This window comes from Paenibacillus sp. FSL H8-0079 (assembly GCF_037991315.1).
GTDB lineage: Bacteria > Bacillota > Bacilli > Paenibacillales > Paenibacillaceae > Paenibacillus.
Window position 1 is genome coordinate 940,133 of the sequence record NZ_CP150300.1, and the last position, 23,385, is coordinate 963,517.

Annotated in this window: 14 protein-coding genes; 11 read left to right on the top strand and 3 right to left on the bottom strand. The window is 45.4% G+C overall.

What is annotated here, in order from left to right:
• Positions 1 to 10: 10 nt before the first annotated feature.
• Positions 11 to 673, top strand: a complete 663-nt coding sequence (locus tag MHI06_RS04225; protein ID WP_340400561.1) for a SprT family zinc-dependent metalloprotease — start codon at positions 11 to 13, stop codon at positions 671 to 673.
• A gap of 118 nt (positions 674 to 791) precedes the next feature.
• Here MHI06_RS04225 and MHI06_RS04230 read toward each other — a convergent pair whose 3' ends face one another.
• Together MHI06_RS04230 and MHI06_RS04235 are read right to left on the bottom strand one after the other, a co-directional pair.
• The gene (locus MHI06_RS04230) at positions 792 to 1,874 is read right to left on the bottom strand and encodes a saccharopine dehydrogenase (protein ID WP_340400562.1); all 1,083 of its coding nucleotides are present in this window, start codon (positions 1,872 to 1,874) and stop codon (positions 792 to 794) included.
• Between the two features lie 99 nt (positions 1,875 to 1,973).
• Positions 1,974 to 2,294: a metalloregulator ArsR/SmtB family transcription factor gene (locus tag MHI06_RS04235; protein WP_017690570.1), complete on the bottom strand. Its 321-nt coding sequence runs from the start codon at positions 2,292 to 2,294 to the stop codon at positions 1,974 to 1,976.
• A gap of 183 nt (positions 2,295 to 2,477) precedes the next feature.
• On the opposite strand from MHI06_RS04235, the gene MHI06_RS04240 reads away from it, so the two are divergent.
• Together MHI06_RS04240 and MHI06_RS04245 are read left to right on the top strand one after the other, a co-directional pair.
• On the top strand, positions 2,478 to 2,864 hold the full coding sequence (locus MHI06_RS04240) for a DUF1801 domain-containing protein (protein WP_169482394.1): 387 nt from the start codon (positions 2,478 to 2,480) through the stop codon (positions 2,862 to 2,864).
• Positions 2,865 to 2,905: 41 nt separating this feature from the next.
• Entirely contained in the window at positions 2,906 to 3,436 is a 531-nt protein-coding gene (locus tag MHI06_RS04245; RefSeq protein WP_340400563.1) for an isochorismatase family protein, read from the top strand.
• Between the two features lie 282 nt (positions 3,437 to 3,718).
• Here MHI06_RS04245 and MHI06_RS04250 read toward each other — a convergent pair whose 3' ends face one another.
• Positions 3,719 to 5,170, bottom strand: a complete 1,452-nt coding sequence (locus MHI06_RS04250) for a CAP domain-containing protein (protein WP_340400564.1) — start codon at positions 5,168 to 5,170, stop codon at positions 3,719 to 3,721.
• Between the two features lie 176 nt (positions 5,171 to 5,346).
• Between MHI06_RS04250 and MHI06_RS04255 the strand changes: the two genes are divergently transcribed.
• From MHI06_RS04255 to ectB, 8 genes are all read left to right on the top strand, one after another.
• Positions 5,347 to 6,930, top strand: a complete 1,584-nt coding sequence (locus MHI06_RS04255; RefSeq protein WP_340400565.1) for a glycosyltransferase family 39 protein — start codon at positions 5,347 to 5,349, stop codon at positions 6,928 to 6,930.
• A 4-nt stretch (positions 6,931 to 6,934) separates the two neighbouring features.
• Positions 6,935 to 7,483 (top strand): hypothetical protein, encoded by a 549-nt coding sequence (locus tag MHI06_RS04260; RefSeq protein WP_340400566.1) that lies wholly within the window; start codon positions 6,935 to 6,937, stop codon positions 7,481 to 7,483.
• Between the two features lie 404 nt (positions 7,484 to 7,887).
• Positions 7,888 to 8,883 carry a phosphotransferase gene (locus MHI06_RS04265; protein ID WP_169482401.1) on the top strand — a complete coding sequence of 332 codons (996 nt, stop codon included), beginning with the start codon at positions 7,888 to 7,890 and terminating at the stop codon, positions 8,881 to 8,883.
• A 339-nt stretch (positions 8,884 to 9,222) separates the two neighbouring features.
• Complete coding sequence (locus MHI06_RS04270; protein WP_340400567.1) at positions 9,223 to 13,845, top strand: amino acid adenylation domain-containing protein; 4,623 nt, start codon at positions 9,223 to 9,225, stop codon at positions 13,843 to 13,845.
• Positions 13,846 to 13,857: 12 nt separating this feature from the next.
• On the top strand, positions 13,858 to 14,880 hold the full coding sequence (locus MHI06_RS04275) for a TauD/TfdA family dioxygenase (RefSeq protein WP_340400568.1): 1,023 nt from the start codon (positions 13,858 to 13,860) through the stop codon (positions 14,878 to 14,880).
• 91 nt (positions 14,881 to 14,971) lie between these two features.
• Positions 14,972 to 18,067: an amino acid adenylation domain-containing protein gene (locus MHI06_RS04280; protein ID WP_340400569.1), complete on the top strand. Its 3,096-nt coding sequence runs from the start codon at positions 14,972 to 14,974 to the stop codon at positions 18,065 to 18,067.
• A complete protein-coding gene (locus MHI06_RS04285) occupies positions 18,068 to 22,093 on the top strand; it encodes an amino acid adenylation domain-containing protein (protein ID WP_340400570.1) in 4,026 nt (1,341 codons plus the stop codon).
• A complete protein-coding gene (ectB, locus tag MHI06_RS04290) occupies positions 22,090 to 23,367 on the top strand; it encodes a diaminobutyrate--2-oxoglutarate transaminase (protein WP_340400571.1) in 1,278 nt (425 codons plus the stop codon). The genes MHI06_RS04285 and ectB overlap by 4 nt, the downstream gene beginning before the upstream one ends.
• Positions 23,368 to 23,385: the final 18 nt, after the last annotated feature.

The following is a 23,385-nucleotide window of genomic DNA, read 5'->3' on the forward strand; positions in this document are numbered from 1 at the left end:
GGAGCGCATTATGTTAACTATAGAATTAAATAATCACAGCATTAACTGTCATATCGAATATGGCAAACGCAAGAAAGTGTCCATCACGATGGATTTGCCTTATATGGTAACGATCAAAGCACCCAATGGTACCGGTGAAGACATGATCCGACAACTTGTAGAGCAGCACGGGGATGTGATTTTGAAGAAATCCGCTCTCATGCAGCAGGCGCTTGACGGTCCTCAAGCCAAGGAATACGAAGATGAGGGCAAGGGGAAGTTTTTGCTTTTTGGCAAGGAGCATGCACTGCATGACTTAATCCCTGTAGAGGGGCTTACAGAAGAGGAGCTACGAGCGAATCTGAAGAAGTTTTATTTTGCCGAGTGTAAACGTATGATTGGGGAGCGCATCGGACGCTATCAGCAAGAGTTGAAGGTGAAGCCGAAGTCAGTAGAGATCGTAGATTCTCCCACCAAGTGGGGCAGTTGCAGCTGGGACAAAAAGCTGACGTTCAATTATCGGCTGGCGATGGCACCACTGGAAGTGATCGATTATGTCATCATTCATGAACTTTGCCATATTCACCACATGAATCATGATCGCTCTTTCTGGCGGCGTATTGGGAGTATCATGCCGGATTACAAAACAAAAGAAGATTATCTGATGCGTAATGGTCGAGCCATGACGTTGTGATTCCATACCCAAGCTTTCACTTGGACACGATACATTTCTCTATTATCATTCGTAAAATCCGCGAAGGTCCCACTGTTTGCAGTGAGCGGCTTCGCGGATTTTTTGTTATGTCTGGATATTAGGAATAAGATAATTGAACGCCGTATTGCTTGAAAAAATGAGTAACCACATCCATGTCCATTCGATCATCGAACAGATGCTCAGGATAATAGATGCCTGGAACCATAGGCTCATCCGCAGGCATCTGCAGTATCTTCTCGGCTTGCACCGCAGCGCCGAGAGCAGTCATGTGGGTCTGACCGAGTGGGTCAGAGACCGTCATCGTTCGTTCAACCTGGTTCCCTTTCGTATCCAGTCCTTTCAGTTGAATGACGAGATGATGTGCACTCCCGGTTCCCGGATTATAGAGCAATTTCCGCCGGAATGGCTGGAAACGTTCACCACTGATCATCTTCCATACTCCAGTTTTAACCAGTCCCGTGAGTGCATAGGTAGATACTTTACTATCGAATGCAATGCGGAAGCTGGTTGAATCAATATGACTGGTATGAGGTAATGTGACGTGATCGGGTGTATCCAATCTGTAACATGGAGTCGTATACCCGTTCGGGAAATGAACTTTGATCGGATCTGTCATGGGATAGACGAGTCGATGTGTATTGGATTCGGTTATCTGAAAAGGAATACTCATCCGGTCCATGAAGGCTGCCGAATCAGGGCCGGCCTTATCCCGCAGCGACCATAGGGCATGAATGTTTACTTCGACATGTTGCAGAGAGTTAGAAAGTATCATGGCAAAGAGTGACGCCGTTCCTGCCATCCATCCAGAGGACAGCACTACCGGAGCATGAAGCTCTTCCTTCTCTATTGTACGGATCGCTTGATTGAACACCTCAGTCCAGCGTGTTACATCGATGAGTGGAATTTTTCTTCGCACTGCTGATACCAGTAGCCGATCATCCAGATCGTTCACTGCATTAATGATTAACGATATATGTCCTCCTGCGTGAATCAGTGGATCGTCTGCATTGGTATCAACAACAACCGTTTGGACACGATTGGATGGAAAAGGTGCTGCTTTACCCGCAGAACGACCTCCCAGTATCAATTCCAGATCAGGATGCCTGTCGTGCAAAATGCGGGCAAGCTGTGCACCTACAGCACCATAGCCTCCAGCGATGAGAACTCTTTTTCTAATCATTCGTTAAACCTCCGTTGATATGTTTATGTACTTATATGTTTAAACTTTTAAACATAATAGGGTGAAGAAAAGGAATGCAGTTCACCAGCGCGTTATGCGCTAGCTCTGACATTCCACTTCCACGAGATGAACGAGCTGTTTGAGCAATTCGATCGCATCGTTGAACTCCAGCTTGTAATACATCTCCGTACCTTTTTTCTGAACCGATAACAGTCCGGATTGACGTAATATTTTCAAATGATGAGAGACCGTAGGGCGTGACATGGGAACATGCTCTGCAATCTGTGATACGTTCATGCTCTCTTGATCAATGAGCAGCGATATGATTCGCTGACGAACAGGGTCTCCCAAACCTTGAAGATAAGGGCTTAGATTCTCGAAAATATCAATAACTTTTTGGTTACCCATCGACTCGTTCATGGCTCACTCCGTTATAATGTTTAATTGTTTAAACGTATTATAAGGCTTAGTTCACTTGAAAATCAAATTTAACATTGCAAGTTGCAGGAAAATAGCTGTTCCGCTTGTCCATTTGAAGTACAATATAAGCAAATATGCCCGTACCACGAATCCATTGATGTTCCGTGGTGGAAGGAGTCCAAGATGGCTGAGAGTAACCATTATTCTGTGCTGGTAGATGAATATATCTCGGAGTTTGCACCTGATGTACAGGTGAGATTACAGGCAATAAGACAGATTATTCGTGAAGCGGCTCCGAACGCCGAAGAGAAGATCAGTTACAAGATGCCGACGTATGCACAGCATGGGAATCTGGTTCATTTTGCCGCATACCAGCATCATATTGGGTTTTACCCTGCTCCCAGGGGAATTCAAGCTTTCCAAGAGGAACTCTCCAAGTATAAAGGGGGAAAGGGGTCCGTCCAGTTTCCTCTGGATCAGCCATTGCCCGAGGATCTCATCCGCCGGATTGTGGAGTATCGGGTGAAAGAAAATGTGGAGATCGCACTGGAAAAGAAACGCAAAAATTGAGTGTTGGCGGCTGACAAGCCTACTATGGAAGGAGATACCGGGTGAATAAAGGGTTAATTGTACTTGATGTGCAATATGGGCTCACAAGTCTAAGGGATGTAACTGTTCCAATTGCGAAGATTCAGTCTGTCATCACTATTTTTGAAAAGATGAACTGGCCTATTGTGTTTACCAAACATCTGGACCGGGACAACGAAGAATCCTCTCTCTATTATGAGAAAAGTGCCAATTTGGAGATTATTGTCGATACTGGGGAACATCCTATTCTGGAGAAAAGTAAACCGAGTGCGTTTAGTAATACGGAGCTGAAAAAGTGGCTGCTGGATCATCAGATTGAACATGTATTCATTGTTGGATTTAACCTGGAGTATTGTTGTCTGTTTACAGCGATTAATGCTGAACATGAGGGGTTTAAAGTAACCCTGATTGAAGATGCGGCGGGTACAGTAAATACAGCAGAAACGTATGAAATGAAGGGACTAGACATACAGGATTTTATTGGTTCGATTCTGAATTGGTCAGGTTGTATTGAGGTTCTATACATGAATGAATTCAAGGAACAGTATACTTAGATATTTTTGAATTTAATCTGCACTACAGCTTATAAATTGAACTAGACGTTTACACGTGAACGTAGCGATCAGTAGGTTGTTCTGTCATCGAAGTGGCAAGTGTAAATAATCTTTAGTTCGATCTATGTAATAAACAAAAGCTCATATCGTAAACGCTCCTATCATAAACAAAAAAACAGTCGGATGCCTATGCATTCCGACTGTTTTTGTTTTTAGATTCTAGGTTTTACTCTGGTCGTACTTCATTTCACTTTAGTTTATTCCTATGCTCTTGCTTCACTTCTATTCAAAGGAATACGTAACGTTTGAATTACTTGCTGTAGGGATGAAGTACATAAAGCTTGGATCCACTTGCAAGTAGATGGTCAGGTCGGACACGCCCAGATTAGGGACAGTCAGACTGAACCGACCGTTAGCATCCAGCTTCACCGTTTCAGTGCGAATATGTTTTTCGTCAGGTGAAGGACCGTGGATCTGGAATGAGAATGATTTACCTGCATAAGCAGTGAGTGTTCCCCGTACTTTCAGCGTACGATCCGCTGTATATTCGAACTGCATCAGATGATTATCCAGGTAATCTTCATTGCCTGTATCCGGTTCTTGCGGCTCGGTTCCAGGGTCTTGTGGTTCTGTCCCAGGATTCTGTGGATCGGTTACAGGTTCTTGTGAAGGATTGCTAACCGAGAAGAAACGTGTCTGATATGAAATTTCTGCTTTGGACCCGTCTTTCTTTTTCAAACCGGTAATGCGAACGTTGAACGTGTCGCCTGCCTTCAGGGATTTCAAGTTATCCGGGCGGAAAATGACAGCGTAGTTATACCCATAACCATCGGTATTTACATTGAAAAATGCCTTTGCAGGATCACTGCTAACCGGGGTTTTCGCTCCCAGTACCCAAGTTTTCTGATCCGATGAACGCACAATCTCCACCTGTACCTCAGAATTGGAAGGCTTCGCAAAGACGTCCGGATTCAGCTGTGCAGACCAGGCTTGTGACACATTGAATGCCTCAATCGGGAATGCCCCTTTGTTAGGATACAAGTTGTAATTGTAATTGAGTTTTCCAGAACGACTCGTATCCATCACTTGCATGGTGCTGAAGTGGCTCGCATAGTTTTTGTTGTCCCGGGATGCAATCCCGAAACCGACCTTCTTCAGTTGCGGACTCAAAATCCAGCGGCGATGGCCGAGTGCAGCAATGTTGCTGGCATCCGAATCATCCATATAAGCTTCAACGCTTTTGACTGCAAGGTTTCCTTGAGAACCATAAGAAGCGTACAGGTTGGAGCTGGAAGTCGACTTGGCTCCCAGATCAAAAAAGTCTTTCGCCATATCTGCCGGACGAGCTGGGAAGTGAGTCAATTCTCCGGTAGACACAACGACCGCTCCATGTTGGGCTTGACGATTGAGAGCAGCATCCAGAACGAGATCTCCATCCAGACCGGAGAGATAACGATAGAAGTTGGCTGCACCTAGAGCCTGCTCTAATGTGGAATCACTTACTACACCAGCGACGTAAGGTGCCTTGGTCGATGGATTCTGAGTGAATGTGGCAGGTTGGTCCTTGCCACTCATCCATTGCGTCCATTTCTGACTGATTTCTTGCTCACTTCGCTCAGGCAGCAGACTATCGACAGGGGCTGCAGCGATCTGCTGGGTGCCGAGCAGCATGAACAACAGGCCTGCCAGAGGAAGAGAGAGTAACGAGCGGATGTACCTTTTCTGAATAAACATGTTCTAATCTCCTTCTAGTATGAAATGATAATATTATGTATCCGATGTATATTATCGACATTAGAGGGATAATTCGTTAGTTTTAATGAATGAAATTGTTTGTTCGAATTCAGCGATTTTTCAGCCAGAGCCATTATAATACTCACGGAATCCTGTATTCGAAAAGGAGTTTTGGCATGTCTAAGATGCTGCATAAGTCGTTTTATCTCATTTTGCTCGTATTTGTTGCGGTGTTTATTGCTTCGTCCCTGTTGGTGCGGGCACAGTACAACTACGCCTTGTATGGGGACAATCCCATTTTGGGCATGCAGCAGTGGAGTATTTTTCTCCCGGTCATTCTTTTGCTTCTTGGTTCAGGTGTCCGGTTATATGCTCTGTGTCTGAAACTGAACAAATACAGCCCAAAGGTTGTCATTCCGATCGTGCTGCTATGTTCTCTGGCTATTCAGATCATCATCATTTTCGTATTTCCGAGAGTACCCACCGATGATTCACAGACCGTGCTCTCACTCGCCATGAACATGCTGTACGATAAGGACTACTCGTCGTTTGAAACGGGTGGTTATCTGCACATGTTCCCGTTCAATTACTCTATCGTGCTGTACCTGAAGACATTGCTGTACCTGTTCCCAGATAACTATCTGGTCATCAAACTATTTAATATTTTGTTTTCAACATTAACGACGTTCATGATTTATCTTATTTATAAACAAGTGAACGACAGATCCACGGAACGTGATTACGGTGTGTTGATCTTTGCAGCGACGTACCTGCCATCCCTGTTCCTGAACAACCTGATCTATAACGATGTGATTGCCACAGCATTTCTGACATCATGCCTATACTTCTTAATTCGTTTTGTACGTGAAAAGTCTTGGAAAACAATCGTCATTGCCGCCGTTTTTCTCGCGATGGGCAACTACTTCCGAAGCATCGGCGTAATCGTGCTGATCGCTGCCATTATATATATCCTGCTGAATATGCGGAGCATCGGAATGAAGAAAGTCATCATTTCCATCGGTGTGCTGGGTATGTTGTTTAATGTACCAACCTGGACTCAGAATGCGGTTCTTCAATCCTCCGGTGCCGTGAGCGCACCTGTTGGAGAGAATGCGGCACCGGTCTACATGTGGCTGAATATGGGCATTAATCTGGAGCGCTTTGGTTTCTGGGACAATATGGAGAGTTATCAGATCTATCAGCGGCAGGCCAACTACAATAAGGCTGAAAGCGCAGATTTGTTCAAACAAGAGATTAGCAATAAACTGTCCGAAGCAAGTGCAAGTGACTTGGTGCAGATGTATTACAAAAAGATCATATGGACCTGGACGGAAGGAACGTACCAGATGGATCGATACGGAATCGGCAATGAAAGTTCCTTGGGTGCCGGAAGAGGAAGGGGGGGCGGAATCGCAGGCTCCTACAGTTATACCAATGCGATAACAGAACTGTTGCAGGGGGATTCGGCTTATCGGACAGGTTTGCTCTGGATTGTATATGTGATGAATTTCTTGATGTACTGTTTTATTCTCATCCGGTTGGTCGGTGGAATTCGTCGTAAACGGGTTGACGAAGTCTCATTGATCCTGGTCATTCTCGGATTCATCGGATTTTATATTCTGTGGGAGATTAAGTCCAGATACATCTACCCTGTATATCCACTGTTGGTGGTGCTGTCCTATATGGGATTCAAAGATACGTATGATCTCATATTCCATCGTAAAGATACCTTGGAGAGATATTCCCTGAGAAAAAGGTGATCATATGCGAAAAAATAAATATTTCACATCGGTTACGCTGCTCCTGCTGCTAGGATGCTTGGTTATGCTGACGGCTTGCGATGTGATAACCGCCCAAAATATTACCAACACCGGTTCTGCACAAGGCATGAACGGTGGCGGCATGCCGACTGGCGGTGGCCTGGGCATGAACGGAGGAACGCCTAGAGGTGGAAGGGGAGGCACGGGCATGAATGACCGTACAGGCAGTCCGGACATGATGCAGGGGATAATGGATGCAGACATGACAGGTAGAGTCCTCTCCGTGAATGGAAACACAATCACGCTGGCGTTACTTGAGGTGCAGGACACCTCATCTCCAAGCATGGAATGGAGGGATACCGGAATGGAAATGAAATTGAGTATAAGTGATGATGTCACTATTACTGAAGGTATGGGCACGCCGCGTTCGGGCAATTCCAGCCCAAGTGCAAATTCGTCCATTCCAGTGTCTGATCTTCAAAAAGAAGACATCGTGATGGTGTGGTATAAGGACAACACCGAGACCGTGGAACGGGTGATGGTTGTCCAGTAAAAGATGATGGAAATATCGTCATTTTGTAATTGCTTACATTTCTCGTATGGGTTATTATGGAAACAACTGTTTTTTGAAGGGAGTGAGCGTCATGAAACGACGGTCTAAGATGGTATGTTCTAACACTACAATGAAGGTAAGCATAAACTGAATAATTCCGGCGGACTATCAGACGAAGGGAGAAACACATCTTGTTCCCCAGTTGGGTCTGAGATCTGCCGATATATAGGGATATAACTGCTCAATTTTTCTGGCGTATGCGAGGTTTATTTGCTTGTGCAAATTTCTCATATACTCAGAATTTTTAAAAGCCGCAGGCATAGCCTGCGGCTTTTTGCGCGCAAAAATAGGCATTCGGTGGCTACAAGCAATGCACATAAAACGATCAAAAAGGAGAAATGCCCATGTTAAAGTTAAAATATTTATTTCAACATAATGACCTTGCCGAGATGATCCTGAAGAATTGGAACTATGATCCCGAGTCACTGGACATGTTTCAGTATTATCGCATATCCTCCAATGCCGTGTATCCGTTCAGAGATCAGGGGGAAGTTCATTTGCTTCGTTTTGCCCCGGTAGAGGAGAAAAATCAAATCAACCTTAGTGCTGAACTGGAGTTCCTGCGTTATCTTCATACGAATCATTATGGAGCCATGGAGGCGGTACCGTCCCATTCAGGGACAGAACTCATAGAGGCTCACGCCCCATGGGGAATGTACTATGCTTCCGTATTCAAGCGAGTGCCTGGATCGCAGTTAGGAAGCATTGATTTGAATGACTCCATCCTGTACAGCTATGGTCAGGCATTGGGTGAGCTGCATCATCTATCGCGCGAATTCATGCCTGAGCAGGAGGAGAAGCGACGCTGGGACTATACGGAGGTATTGAATTGGATGCAGGAAATCCTGAAGGATTTTTCAACAGAGACGGCTGCTCTGAACGAGGTGGAGGTTCTCCGAACGTATTTTGCGACTTGGCCGATGACACAGCAAAATTTCGGACTCATCCACTATGATTTTGAACTGGACAACGTTTTCTATGACGAAGGAAGCAAGTCTTGTTATGCCATTGATTTTGATGATTCCATGTATCACTGGTACGCGATGGATGTGGAACAGAGTCTGGATAGTCTGCGTGAGGAAATCCAGCCTGAGCAGTGGGAGCAGAAAAGGCAATTGTTCCTGAACGGGTACTGGTCGAAGGCAGGAGAGCGTTATGATTTGGAGAGCATGTTCCCCGCATGTCGCCGTTTTGCCAATCTATATGGATATGTTCGTTTGCTTCGGTCTGCTGCAGAACAGTGGTTACATGAGCCGGAATGGATGAGTGGATTAAGAGCAAGATTGAGTAGGAAGATGACGGAACAAGCAGAGCAATTCGGAAAGGTATTCGACAGCTGAGATTTGTTCCGAATCTCCCAGGTTAGTCGCAATTCATGAGCACTGAAGTTTGGAATAATTCACGTTAATTCGGTCCCGCGGTCAGATGCAGATGCTCTGTATCGATCGCGGGGCTTTTCATTTTGTTCGAACTTTACCGAATAATGAAACGGAAGTGGATATCTTGTAGAAGGGATGGTTGGGACTTTCATTCTTTCCATACGAAAAATGGTATTTTAATGTCGTATTATATATAAATTTGTTAAAAAAACAAATAAAATAGTTATTGATTAAATTTTGGTGGAATGATAAGTTGTAATTAACTTATTTTAGGATAAATTATATATAAAGGAGAATTAGATGGGAAATGTATGTGTCGATCTGCATCCTTTAACAGAGCATCAACGAAGAATATGGTATATGGAAATGATATATCCGAATTCAGATGTATGGATGATTACATCCAAAATGAGCATACCGGAACCGATCGATTTTACCTTGTTAGAGCGGTCGATTAACAGGGTTTTGAAGAATAACGAACTGCTTCGAACTCGAATTATACTGGATCAAGGTGAGAACAAACAATACATCCAACCTTATGAGTATAGATCACTCAAGCACATTCAAGAAGACCCAGCCTTGACTGGTGTAACATGGACTGAGTATGTGGGTAACCATCCGATTCATGTACACAGTGAAGATCTATGTCAGTTTTATACGTATGAGGGTCATGGACAATACGGATACATCATTCAGGTTCACCATATCATCTGTGATGGCCTGGGGTTATTCCAGTTGACGAATGAGATTACGGAAACCTACCATGCCGAACTGAAAGATGGTAATGCAAGCAGGATGGAATCTACGATTCACGATTATGAATATTATATAAATAGTGAACAACAATATCTCGCTTCCAAACGCTATGCGAAAGATCAGGCATTTTGGAGAGAGAAGTTTCATACGATTCCCGAATTTATGGAACTGAAAGCACACAATCCCCTTCTAACTCACACCGCAGCCAGAAGAAAAACGATGAATATGGATCACTCCATGTATGTACGTTTGAAAGAGTTCTGTCGTCAGAAGAATGTCAGCGTATTTACCTTTTTTCTCTCAACCCTAGCTATTCTGCTGAATAAACTCACTCACCAAACCGACTTGGTCGTTGGAACCAACTACGCGAACCGCACTAGTAAAACAGATAAAGACATGATTGGCATGTTTGTCACGACCGTACCTGTCAGGATCGGGATAGAACCCTCTGAATCCGTGTTAACCTTGCTGCAACGCATCTCCAATGAACAGAAAGAAATGTTGCGTCATCAGAAATATCCGTATAATCAGCTGATCCGTGATCTGAGAGAGTCGCTCTCGTTACCGGAACTGAACAGATTGTTCGGCATATCACTAGTTTATCGTCCAGAACGCTTTGACAAGATGCAGGGACATAATGTTTACATGGACAACAAGTTTAACGGACACGAGACGAATGATCTGCTTATCAACATTATTGAGAAAATCAATGAGGATCGTATCATATTTCAGATGGATTATCGGACCCAGTTATTCAGTGAAACGTTCATGGACAATTTGCTCGATCAGTTTCTTACGGTTACGGAAGCCATTCTGGAACATTCCGAACAAAGCATTGAACAGATCAGTATTGTAAGCGAAGCCGATAAACAATCGATGCTAACCGAGTTTAATGATACCGGGGCGGTGTACCCGAGCGACAAAACCGTCATCCAGTTGTTTGAAGAACAGGCAGCGGCTACCCCTCAACATGCAGCACTTATCCTGGGAGATCATGAGATTAACTATGAACAATTGAATGCCAGAGCTAATGGGTTAGCTACAGTATTGATCGGCAGAGGAATCAAGCAACGAGAACTGGTAGGTATTATTGCAACACACAGTATGGAAATGGTTATCGCGATTCTGGCTGTTATGAAAGCCGGATGTGCTTATATTCCGATTGATCCCGAGTATCCCGATGAACGAATTCAACATATTTTGAAAGATTCTCAAGTAAGGTTTGTTCTGGTTAACGAGCGTATTACTCTGCCGGACAGTCTAGAAGCCATTCACATGCTTGAAGATAGTGAGGGGCAGCTATCAACAGATAATCTGAACTTGACCATAGATATGAAGGATCTGGCTTATGTCATCTACACATCAGGTTCAACAGGAGCACCAAAGGGTGTATTGGTGGAACATAAGGGATTGACGAATTATATATGGTGGGCAAGTCAGACGTATGTTACTGACAGGAAAACGACTTTTTCACTGTATTCATCCATCGCGTTTGATCTGACCATTACCTCCATCTTTACGCCGTTAATTACGGGCAACACGATGATCATCTATAACTCGTCTCATAACAAGGCGTTGATTGCTGATGTTGTCCTGGATCCACGAGTGGATCTGGTCAAGCTGACGCCAGCGCACCTGCAATTGATTCAAGACATGAACATTATGGACAGATCCAATGTCCGAACATTTATTGTGGGCGGTGATAATCTGAGTGCTTCACTGGCTGCGAATATTACCCGGCAAAGCAAACATGAGGTTACCATTTTCAATGAATATGGACCGACAGAGACGGTGGTGGGCTGTATGATCTATGCCTACAATCCACATGTTGACCAAACGGAGTATGTGCCCATCGGCAAGCCCATTCAGAACACATCCATATATGTGCTCGATCATTCATTGCAATACGTTCCTGTCGGTGTTCAGGGTGAATTGTTGGTCGGGGGAGACGGAGTGACCAGAGGCTATCTGAACCAACCCGAATTGACGGGCAGAAAATACGTCGAACACCCGGATCATCCAGGCGAGAGATTGTACCGGACAGGTGATCTATGCAGGTTAAGGGAAGATGGTCAGATGGAATACCTTGGAAGAATGGATGACCAGGTGAAGATTCGCGGGTATCGAATTGAACTGGGTGAGGTCAAGGCAGCTTTCTTGAAAATCCAAGGAATCCGAGATGTTGCTGTAAGCGTCAAGACGGATCAGCAATCCCGTCAGTTATGTGCTCATTACGTCAGCGATGCACATGTGACCCGGAGGATGATACGGGATAATCTGGTATCTCTGTTGCCGGAGTATATGGTTCCTACACATCTGATCAAGGTGTCTTCGATTCCACTTACCATTAACGGCAAGATTGATTACTTGGCGTTATCGATAGAGAAGCCGCAATCGGATGAAGAAAATGTGTATGTGGCACCGAGTACTGTCATGGAACAGACGATATCTACCATCTGGTCTGAGATTCTTAGTCTGGAAGAGGTGGGTGTGACGGACCACTTCTACGAACGGGGTGGTGATTCCCTTAAGTTGATTCAGATCTATACCAGACTTTCCGAGATAGGTTTTGATTTTTCGATTAACGATATGTTTAATTTCCCTACAATCCAATCCTTAAGTTCATATCTGGATCAGATCATGGAAGGAAAGGAAGGCATGATGAGCATGGAACACAACACGATGAAGAGATCCAAAGTGGATGTATTGAACGGAATTATGGACAAGCCGATCTTCCTGTCTACAGATATTCCCAGAGTTGATCCGGCACTCAAAGGTGTAATGTCATTCAACCAGGAATCCCTGTGGCTGGTTGAACAGTTCGAGGGGAAGAGCACCAAATATAACATTCCCGGACATGTCCTTTTTGAAGGCGCATTCTCGGAAGAGGCTTACATTTATGCATTGAATCAGATTGTGCAGCGGCATGATGTATTGAGAACGTATTTTGTTATCGAGAACAATACACCAGTGCAGCGAATAAGGCCTTATGAGCCTTTTGACATCGAGGTCCAGCATACGCTGAGGGATAATTCCCAAGCCAGTCTGAAGCGTGTGATTGAAGAAGAATCCAGACACCAGTTCAATCTGGAAACCGGACCGATGTATTATTTTGGATTGTATCAGATCCATGCACATCAATATTTTGCCTATTTTAATTTTCATCACATTATCTTCGATGGCTGGTCTCAGGATATTCTGATGGCTGAACTGGGGGCGTACTATAATGCTTATCTGAAGGGAGAAAATGCAGCAACAGAGGATTTGAGCATTCAGTATTCCGACTATTCACATTGGCAAAAAGTAAAATGGATGACTGCCGAATTTCCGACAGTTCTTAATTATTGGCGCAACCAGTTGGGAAGTACTGTTAACCGATCGGTGAAAGTATTGCCGTATGACCGGGAGCCTTCGCTGAATAATGGGGATACCGGAGATATTCTGCTCTCAGAAATTCCGATCCAAACCATTGACATGATCAAAAGGGCCGGTATGAAAAACAATGCCAGTCTGTACATTACCATGCTCACCGCCTACAAAATGTTGCTGTACTTTTACTCGGGTGAAACCGAGATCGTTGTTGGCACACCTGTAGCAAACCGTAATCGTGCCGAAGTTCAGAGATTGATCGGATATTTCTCCAACAGTCTTGCTTTGAAGACGACCATGGACCCGGAGCAGTCCATAGACGCCCAGATTGTTTCCGTTAGAAATACGGTATTTGAAGCATTTGATCATCAAGAGATGCCTTTTGGCAAGCTGATTGAACTACTGAACCCGGATCGTGCTTCCGGGCTGACCCCGTTCTTCCAGACATGGTTCGTACTTGATGTCAAAAATACGTACAACATCGAAGGACTGAATATTGCTCAGAATGAAATTTTGTGGGGCCACAGTGGCAAGAGCAAGTGGGATCTGACGTTGAATCTCATCGAGGCTGACCATGTCATGAATGCAGTAGTTGAATACAAAACAGAGTTGTTTGGCAAATCCACCATGAAGAGATTTCTGCATGATTATATGGCTGTAGTGAAGTTGATTGCAGCTGACTCCTCACGGAGTCTTCAAGCTGTACGCCATGATTGGGAGGTGATGGCCCACGAGTACAAGATGGAGTTGCTGAATAGCAGTAAGAGCAAAAAGAAATTCAACAAAATCAAATCTTAGGAGGAATTAACCATGAAGAAGAAATTTGATAAAGGTGCGCAGATGGTCATTCAGAAAGAAATCGTAAAGCAATCGTTTCTGGAGGAGGGTCAAGAGCTGCCATTGGTAATCAAACCAAATCTGGCCGGGTTGGATCTGAATCAGTGGTATCTCAACAATAAGGATATGGTGGAAGAGAAAATTTTGGAATACGGCGGCGTCCTGTTCAGAGGTTTTGATACCACCACACCAGAGAGCTTTTACGGGTTTATCGATGTAAGCTGCCCCGAGCCGCTTAGTTATAAAGAAGGAGCGACACCGAGAACTAAAGTACAGGGCAAGGTGTATACGTCAACGGAATTCCCGAACGAGGAGACCATTGCACCGCATAATGAATTGTCCTACGTCATGACCTGGCCCAAAAAAATCTGGTTCTCCAGCATTGTCGTCGCCGATGAAGGAGGAGAAACGCCTATTGTGGATGTACGGAAAGTATATAACCTCATTGATCCGGACATTCGGGACGTTTTTGCAGAGAAAGGCTGGATGTTGGTTCGAAACTACGGCAACGGCTTCGGGCAGACCTGGCAGTATGTTTTCCACACGGAGTCCAAGGAAGAAGTCGAGCAGTATTGCCTGGACAACAACATGTCTTTCCACTGGAATGAGGATGGAACTCTCACAACGAAGCAGGTGAGACCGGCCATCACGATTCACCCGGATACGAATGAGAACCTGTGGTTCAATCACATTGCCTTCTGGCATAGCAGTAGCCTGAACGAGGAAGTTCGCAACTTGATGCTCGAAGAATTCGGAGAAGGTGGCTTGCCATACCAGACGTATTATGGAGACGGAAGTTCAATTGATGCCGATGTGGCTGCTCATATTCGTCAGGCTTATGCCGATGCCACGATTGCCTTTCCATGGCAAGAGGGAGATATTCTCATGCTGGACAATATGCTGGTTGCCCATGCACGGAACCCGTATCAGGGAGATCGAAAAGTATTGGTAGCCATGGGAGAACCTGTGAGTCGTGAAGCAGCAATTCAATCGTAAGATTATTCTGTCATTGAAGTGGCAAGTGTAACATTCTTTAGTTCACCTTATATAGAACTGAAAATACATTAGAAATGCAGGAGGATTGAACATGGAAAATGTAATGCTGGGTTATCCCCTTTCACCACAACAGAAACGACTGCATGAACTGAATAATAATGGATTAACATCACTGGTCCCAAATGTAATTGCTGTTAACATCGAAGGTGAGTGCTCGAATGGTCAGATTGAATTAGCCGTGAAGAGAATAGCCGAGAAATACAGCACGCTCCGCACCTCCATTGATGCTGACCCCAATTATGGGGTGTATCTTCAGAAAGTCGATTCGGAGACCAGAAGTCGATTCCGTACTGCTTATTCAGAAGAACCGATTCAGGAACAGGATATCCAAGGGCTGATCCGAAAAGAGTTGGGTACATGGACAGGTGACTATTCGCTGGAAGCCATTAACGTGGATCTGTCCGAACGTTCCAAAGTATTGATTCTCGCCTTTGATCCACAGTTCTCGGATATTGAACCTGCCATTATACTTGAGGATGTATCACAATTAATCGCTGCCGAGGTAGCACCGGAACTATTGGAAGAAGAGGTCCCGTATTACGCTGTATCGGAGTGGTTGAATGACCTGCTGACCAATGATGAGCACGCGGAGGAAAGAAGTTTTTGGAATAATAAACGGTTCGATCATGTTGCCAAACAATTGTCCATGGCATCCGGTAGCGGGTCCCCGAGTGTTACGATGGCAAGTTTCCCTGTGGAAGGGTCACCAGAATTGTGGGCTGAACTTGAGAAGGTAGCGGAGAAGGCTGGAAGTACAATAGATAACGTTACGCTCGCCTGCTGGAATCTGACTTTGCATCTGCTGGGCGAGGATAAGGAATTAACGGTTGGCGTACATACGCGTGGCCGACAAGATGAGGATTTGGAGAAAGTTGTCGGTGCATTGAATCGATACGTACCTCTGTACTCCGGTTGGAAAGAGGATGATACGCTGGCTCAGTTTTTCCATAGAACGACGAGTGAAGCGAAAGATAGTGCGGAATATGCAGATTATTTTGACTTCAAAATGTTTGGCAGATCGGATTCGAACCAGTCTGTGTTCTCTTATGGATTCGAGAGTCGGGATGCATCATCCGTGGTGGAATCAGGAGATAACACGTTCCGGGTCGTGTATCAGTCGGAACAGATTGAACCGGTTCACCTTGGTTTGAATATCCAACAATATCCAGAACGTAGGGACATCGTTCTTCGATATAACGAGGAAGCGTACACTCCGACAGAGATTGGCTACGTGGCGGCTATATTTACACATATTTGCAACAATGCCTATGTGAATCTGGCTGAACCCGTATCGACCAATATCATCCCTGATCATCTGACAGTTACATTGCATTCGATTCTTCAAGGAGAGGTTCGGGAATATGCCACATCGACATTGGTAGAGATGCTGGACGAACAAGCCTTGAAGACGCCAGATCAGATTGCGGTTGTATCTGGTAACACTCTGCTTACGTTCCGGGAAATCCATGAGAAGTCCAGACAGCTTGCCCACTATCTGCAGCGGACAAGAAATGTCGGACATGGAGATGTAGTCGGCGTAAGCGTGGAGAGATCTCCTGAGCTGGTGATAGCCCTTCTGTCGGTACTTCGAGCGGGTGCGGCTTATGTACCGCTTGATCCGGATTATCCGAATGAGCGATTGTCCTATATCCGTGAGAATGCCCGCATTGAGACGGTGCTGTTGTTGAATCAAAACAATGAACGGCTCAACTCCCTTTTTGCCAATCCTGTATTCCTTGAAGAAGAAGGCGAGGTAATTGCGAACGAGCCCAAGGACGCACCGGCAATCGGAGTAGATGCCAGAGATATCGCCTATATCCTCTATACTTCCGGTTCCACAGGCAGACCCAAAGGGGTCAAAGTGTCACATCAGGCCATCAGCAACCATATGCATTGGATGAACAATGAATTTCCATTGACCGGAGAAGACGCTGTATTGCAGAAAACATCAATTAATTTCGATGCATCCGTATGGGAATTCTATGCACCGCTCACTACGGGCGCAAGGCTGGTTCTTGCTGAACCGGACAAGCATGCGGATCCCGACTATCTGCTCGACATTATTCATAAAGAACGGATTACGACGTTACAGGTTGTACCTACCATGCTTCAGGCTCTGGTGGAAAAAGAAACCCTCTCTTCAGCACCGTTAAAAAGGGTGTTCAGTGGTGGAGAAAGATTGGGAATTCCGCTTCAGAAGGCTTTCTTTGCCGGATCCAATGCGCAGTTGATTAACTTGTACGGCCCAACGGAGGCAAGTATTGATACGACTTATCATATCTGTGACCAAGATAACGTTCATGAAACGATCGGCAGACCCATTCATAATACCAATCTGCTCGTACTGGACTCGAACCTGAATCTTGTTCCGCCAGGTGTTGCCGGAGAGTTATATATCAGCGGAAAGGGTCTGGCAGATGGATATGTGGACGAACATTTAAATGACCAGGCTTTCCTGGCACATTCTTATGCGCCGGACAACGTGATGTACAAAACCGGAGACAGGGTCCGTTATTTCCCGAATGGTCATATCGAATACATTGGCAGGGTTGACCGACAGGTGAAGTTAAGAGGTTACCGGATCGAACTCGGCGAGATCGAGAAGGTTCTGAACGAACACCCTCATGTGCGACTTGCAGCAGTGAAGCTGCTAGAGAAGACAGAATCGTTGCTGGCTGCCTATGTAGAGCTGGATAGCACTGGAGAGATTAAGGATGTCAAACAGTGGATTTCGTCCGCGCTTCCCGAATATATGATTCCTAACGTCATCCAAGTGCTAGACCATTTACCGCTGCTGAGCAATGGAAAAATTGATTATCACGCTCTACCGGGCGTAGATGTAAGTTCCGGGGCAGAATATGCCGCACCAACGACAACCGTTGAGCAGATTGTTGCGCAGATCTGGAGAACGGTATTGAAGCGGGAGCAGATTAGTATTGATGAGAATTTCTTTGCGCTTGGAGGGCATTCCCTTATTGCAACGCAGGTTATCTCTGGAATCAGACAACAGGCAGGTGTCAATCTGCCGCTACGTAAAATATTTGATGCGCCTACCATTCGTGAATTGTCCGAAGTGATTGAGAATCTGTTATTGGAAGCGAATGGATATTCTACGGAGGGTAATTAAGTGAAAAAATCTGGTGCAGTACTGAACAAAAGCGAACTGATTGATCGAATATTAAGTCAGATGAACGTGACCAATACAGTAGAGCGCACTTCTCGCGATATCAATCACTTTCCGCTATCTTTTGCTCAGAAGAGGTTGTGGCTTCAGCAGCAGATTGAGCCGGCAAGTACGGCATATAACATGGTATTCGCTAATGAGATTGTGGGAGAGTTCGATAAGTCTGCATTTGAACAAGCCATCGGACTGCTGGTGGAGAGGCAAGAGGCATTACAAGTTCGGATTGATGCTGAAGAAGGCATACCGTATCAATATATTCAGGAAGACCAACCGGATTATGAATGGGTTGATAGTTCGATGTATCCGGGCGATCAGGCCAATAGAAAGATTGTAGATAGAATTGAAAGGGCCGATGGCCCTTTTGATTTTACCCGGGACAGACTGTGCAGATTCAAAGTGTTTAAGCTGAACGATCAGCGCCATATTTTTGTTCTGATGATGCATCATATCATCTCGGATGGTCAGTCGATCGAGATCATACGAAGAGACCTGTTATCTTATTATGAACATTTCCGTGGATTGGGCTCATTGCCATCATATAGTCCTTCCGCGACCCAATATATAGATTACTCGGTATGGCAGAATCAATTACTGGAAAGTAACGAGTTTGCTAATCAGAAGAGGTACTGGCTCGATCAACTGAAGGAACACTCCTATACGCTCAATTTGCCATATGACCATGAGCGTCCACAGAAACGGAGTGAAGAGGGGATATCAATATACTTCACGATTCCAGCACCTCTTACCAGCAGATTAAGAGAGATTTCGGAGAAGCATCATTCCACGCTATTTATGGTGATGTATACCTGTTTTGCGATTTTGTTACGTAAGTATTCGGGTGAAACGGATCTGATGATCGGGACGCCTGTCTCCAATCGGCCCCAGTCCGATCTAGAGAAGATTGTTGGTTTCTTTGTCAATACACTCGTACTGCGTAGCCGTATTGATGATCAGCAATCATTTCTGGAACACCTGGACGCTTCCAAAAATACGATCCTTGATGCTTTCGACCATCAGGATGTACCGATCGATCTGTTGTTCGATGATCTGATCCAATCCAGAAATACGGGATATTCGCCGTTGTTTCAGGTTATGTTCAGTCTGGCGAAGGCGAATCAGATCGAACAGAATGATCAACAGGCCGTATTCAGGGAAATCAAGCTGAAGCAGAACAACACATCCAAATTCGATATGTCCCTGGACTTGACGGAAGATCTGGATGTGATTAAGGGGACGTTTGAATGTAGTCGGGATCTGTTCCACGTGAGTACGATCGAACGCTGGGCTAATAATTTTATAGCGCTGCTTGAACATATTGTGAATCATCCAGGGAAGCCAATCGCAGGGGTTGGAGCCGTTAGTGATGAAGAACAACAGAAGGTTCTATATGAATGGAACGATACCGTAATGGATTACCCTGATCATATCTGTGTACAACATCTGTTTGAAGCATCTGTAACCCGAGCCCCGGATCAAGTGGCTGTGGTATATGGGGGAGAACAATTATCTTATCGCGATCTGGACCGCCAAGCGAATCAATTGGCTCATCTTCTGATCGAAAAGGGAATCGGACCTGACAAGGCGGTAGCCATTGGTATAGAACGTTCGCTTCATTTACCCATTGCCCTTCTTGCCGTGTTAAAAGCGGGAGGAGCTATCGTGCCTCTGGATCTGGATGCACCTGTGGAGCGAAATCGTCACATGTTAACAGATTCGGGAGCGTGCATCTGTCTCATCAATACGAATACGTTGCCGATCCCGGATGATGTTGCCGTTCTGATCGACGTATCTCAACCTGAAATGTATATGGACAAGCCGATAACAGTTCCGTCGACGCCGGTGGGGCCTGATCATCTGGTAGCTATTTATTATACGTCAGGCACTACAGGGAAACCCAAAGGGGTATCTGTGCGGCACCAGGGGTGGGTGAACCGTATCTGCTGGATGCAGCACCAATTCAAGCTGGAATCCCATGAAACGGTACTTCAGAAAACAACCCTGACCTTTGATGATGTCGGTCTTGAATATTTCTGGACATGGATGGCAGGTGCCAGGGTAGCACTGTTGGAACCAGGATTTCATCGTGATCCGTATGCGATCATTCAAGCTTTGAAGCAATATGAAGTGGCCATCGTCTTTTTTGTTCCGAGCATGTTGAAGATGATTTTGGAGCGAATTGATGTGGCGGATCTGGAGCAATTAGCATCATTACGGGATGTATTCTCCAGTGGAGAGGCATTGAAGCCCGAGATGGTTGCGGCGTTCCACAACCATCTTCCCGAGCGTAATCTGCATAACAGTTACGGAGTAACCGAGGTTTCCATTGATTCGACCATTCATATGAATGTGCAGCCGGAAGGTCAGCGCGCTCGAAGAAATATATCCATTGGTCGTCCAATCGGGAACAATTTCATCTACGTTCTGGACGAAATGCAGAAACCAGTGCCCATTGGGGTTCATGGTCATTTGTATATTGGTGGTGTTGGTCTGGCGAGAGGTTACTATGGAGATCCCGTAAAGACCGAGCAGGGTTTCTTTGTGAACCCGTTTACGGATGGACGGATGTACAGAACGGGCGATATTGCTTATTACGATGCCACTGGCAAGTTATACATTGTCGGACGAATAGATAATCAATTGAAGATCAGAGGCATGCGTGTAGAATTGGGAGAAATCACCGATGTAATCTCCAGACACGCTGATATTCAGGAGTGTGCGATGCTGGCTGAGAGATGGGGAGATGATGAAGAACTGTCACTGAGTGCTTACATTCAGCTGGCTCCCTCCTCTGAGATTCTCAGTACAGATCTTCGCAACTTCTGCCGAACGCTGCTGCCGAGTCACATGATTCCCTCACGCTTCATTACGATTGAACGTATTCCTCTAAACAGTAATGGCAAGTTGGACAAGGCAGCGCTGAAGCATCTGGACCGTGGTACATTGAACGATTATATTGCTGCTCCACAGGATGAACTGGAAGAAAAGATCATGCAGATTTTCATGGATATCCTTGGCGTGGACACCATCCATCTTCATGAAAGCTTTTTCGATCAGGGTGGACATTCCATCAAAGCCGTCCGTCTAATGGACGTTTTGAACAGAACATTCCAGACCGAGCTATCCGTGATCACTTTGTTTGATTACTCCACCGTGACCGATATTGCACATATCATTCGGGAGGGAAATTTGCCCCAAGATCAATCGGTTGTTGTGTTGAAAGAAGACGGTCTTGCGGATGCAACTCCACTGTTTCTTATTCCGACGGGGGGCGGCAACCTGATCAATTATTATGAGTTGGTTAGCCAGCTGGAAGGCTTGAATATATACGGATTTGTGCCAAAAGGATATGAAAACGACGACGAACCGCTCTATACCGTTCAGGAACTGGCCCATTATTATTATGGTGTTCTTACGCAATTGAATCCGATAGGCCCGTACCGATTGCTGGGTTGGTCCTTTGGTGGCAATGTGGCCTTTGAGATGGCGCGGATCATCGAAGATGCAGGACAGCAGCTGGAGTGGCTGATCATTCTGGATGCACCTGCCCGAAGCCATGAACGGGATGTTCGTCCAATAAACAAGATGGAGGTTCTTGCCGAATTAGCACAAAACAATGGGTATGAGTTCAAGCACAATGCAGACTATGAAGCTCAGTTACAAGAAGCTATGAATCATTTCCCTGGTGAAAACACGCTTAGACATTTGAAAGTGCGCCTGGCCAATGAAGTGGCTTTTGATAACTACTATTCAGCAGAACCGATTCGGTCCGACATCCATCTGTTGTACGCAACCGCTCAGGATGAACGAACTCCAGTTCCGTTAACGGATGCACAGGTTTGGCACGCCAAGACGACAGGCACATGCACTTCAACGCCTATTCCAGGTCATCATGAGAATCTGATCGACTACAATCATGCTGTGAATGTGGCCCAATATGTGAATCGAATGGTGAAGGGATGGATCAGATGACTTTTGAAACGATGGAATCCAATGTGAGAAGTTATTGCAGACATTTCCCGGCCGTATTTGATAAAGCCAAAGATGATCAACTCTATACCGTGGATGGTCGTCCGTATATTGATTTCTTTGCAGGTGCTGGTGCACTTAACTATGGACATAACAATGAATATATCAAAAACGAAATCATGGCCTACATTGAATCGGATCGAATTATGCATGGGCTCGATATGTACACGCAAGCGAAGCTTGATTTTATTGAATATTTCTCTGAATCGGTACTGAAGAAAAAAGGGATGGAATACAAGCTTCAATTCTGCGGCCCTACCGGAACCAATGCGGTAGAAGCTGCGTTGAAGCTGGCACGCAAATATACGGGGCGGTCGGGTGTGTTTTCTTTCATGGGCGGTTATCATGGTATGTCCCTGGGGAGTCTGGCCGTGACCAGTAATCGGGACAGCCGACAGGGTGCAGGCAGAGCATTAGACGGTGTAACCTTTATTCCATATCCGAATGAGCATAATCATTATTTTGATAGTGCTGCCTACATCGAATATATTTTGGAAGATACCCACTCGGGTATTGAGAAGCCGGCTGCCATCATATTGGAGACGGTACAGGCAGAGGGTGGTATCTATGTTGCGGAGACTTCGTGGTTGAAGAAAATCAGGGCCATCTGTGATCGCTACGACATATTGTTAATATGCGACGATGTGCAGGTGGGATGCGGTAGAACGGGGCCGTTCTTCTCCTACGAGCGAGCCGAGATACTTCCTGATCTGGTCGTTCTCTCCAAATCTATTAGCGGGTATGGATTGCCGATGTCCTTGTTGTTGATGAAGCCGCATCTCGATATCTGGAATCCGGGCGAACATAATGGAACCTTTCGCGGAAACCAGCTGGCCTTTATCGCAGCCAAAGCAGCACTGGAATACAGGGAACAGGTATCTCTGGAAGAGCAGGTGTACGCGAAAGAGACCATGTTGAAGCAGGTATGGAATGAGGAGATATTGAAGCAACACCCTAACATTGATATTCGGGGGATTGGTCTGATCTGGGGGCTGGATTTCTCCAAATTCGAACCGGATATTGCAGCAAAGGTGCAGAAGGCTTGCTACGAGCGTGGACTTATTGTAGAGAGAGTAGGCAGGCATGATAGCGTGGTTAAGGTCATGCCTCCATTGAACATCTCCAATCACAATCTGCGAAAAGGAATCGACATCCTGAAGGAAAGCATTGCTTCGGTGTTGACGTTGCAAGAGGAGAAGGTTGTACAAAAGATTTAACTTTCTAACAGATCATTC

Excerpts from the sequence above, each read along its gene's own strand:
- MHI06_RS04230 (WP_340400562.1), bottom strand. The coding sequence starts at position 1,874 with ATGATTAGAAAAAGAGTTCTCATCGCTGGAGGCTATGGTGCTGTAGGT.
- MHI06_RS04275 (WP_340400568.1), top strand. The coding sequence starts at position 13,858 with ATGAAGAAGAAATTTGATAAAGGTGCGCAGATGGTCATTCAGAAAGAA.
- MHI06_RS04260 (WP_340400566.1), top strand. The coding sequence starts at position 6,935 with ATGCGAAAAAATAAATATTTCACATCGGTTACGCTGCTCCTGCTGCTA.
- MHI06_RS04250 (WP_340400564.1), bottom strand. The coding sequence starts at position 5,170 with ATGTTTATTCAGAAAAGGTACATCCGCTCGTTACTCTCTCTTCCTCTG.
- ectB (WP_340400571.1), top strand. The coding sequence starts at position 22,090 with ATGACTTTTGAAACGATGGAATCCAATGTGAGAAGTTATTGCAGACAT.
- MHI06_RS04280 (WP_340400569.1), top strand. The coding sequence starts at position 14,972 with ATGGAAAATGTAATGCTGGGTTATCCCCTTTCACCACAACAGAAACGA.
- MHI06_RS04270 (WP_340400567.1), top strand. The coding sequence starts at position 9,223 with ATGGGAAATGTATGTGTCGATCTGCATCCTTTAACAGAGCATCAACGA.
- MHI06_RS04235 (WP_017690570.1), bottom strand. The coding sequence starts at position 2,294 with ATGAACGAGTCGATGGGTAACCAAAAAGTTATTGATATTTTCGAGAAT.
- MHI06_RS04240 (WP_169482394.1), top strand. The coding sequence starts at position 2,478 with ATGGCTGAGAGTAACCATTATTCTGTGCTGGTAGATGAATATATCTCG.
- MHI06_RS04225 (WP_340400561.1), top strand. The coding sequence starts at position 11 with ATGTTAACTATAGAATTAAATAATCACAGCATTAACTGTCATATCGAA.
- MHI06_RS04265 (WP_169482401.1), top strand. The coding sequence starts at position 7,888 with ATGTTAAAGTTAAAATATTTATTTCAACATAATGACCTTGCCGAGATG.
- MHI06_RS04255 (WP_340400565.1), top strand. The coding sequence starts at position 5,347 with ATGTCTAAGATGCTGCATAAGTCGTTTTATCTCATTTTGCTCGTATTT.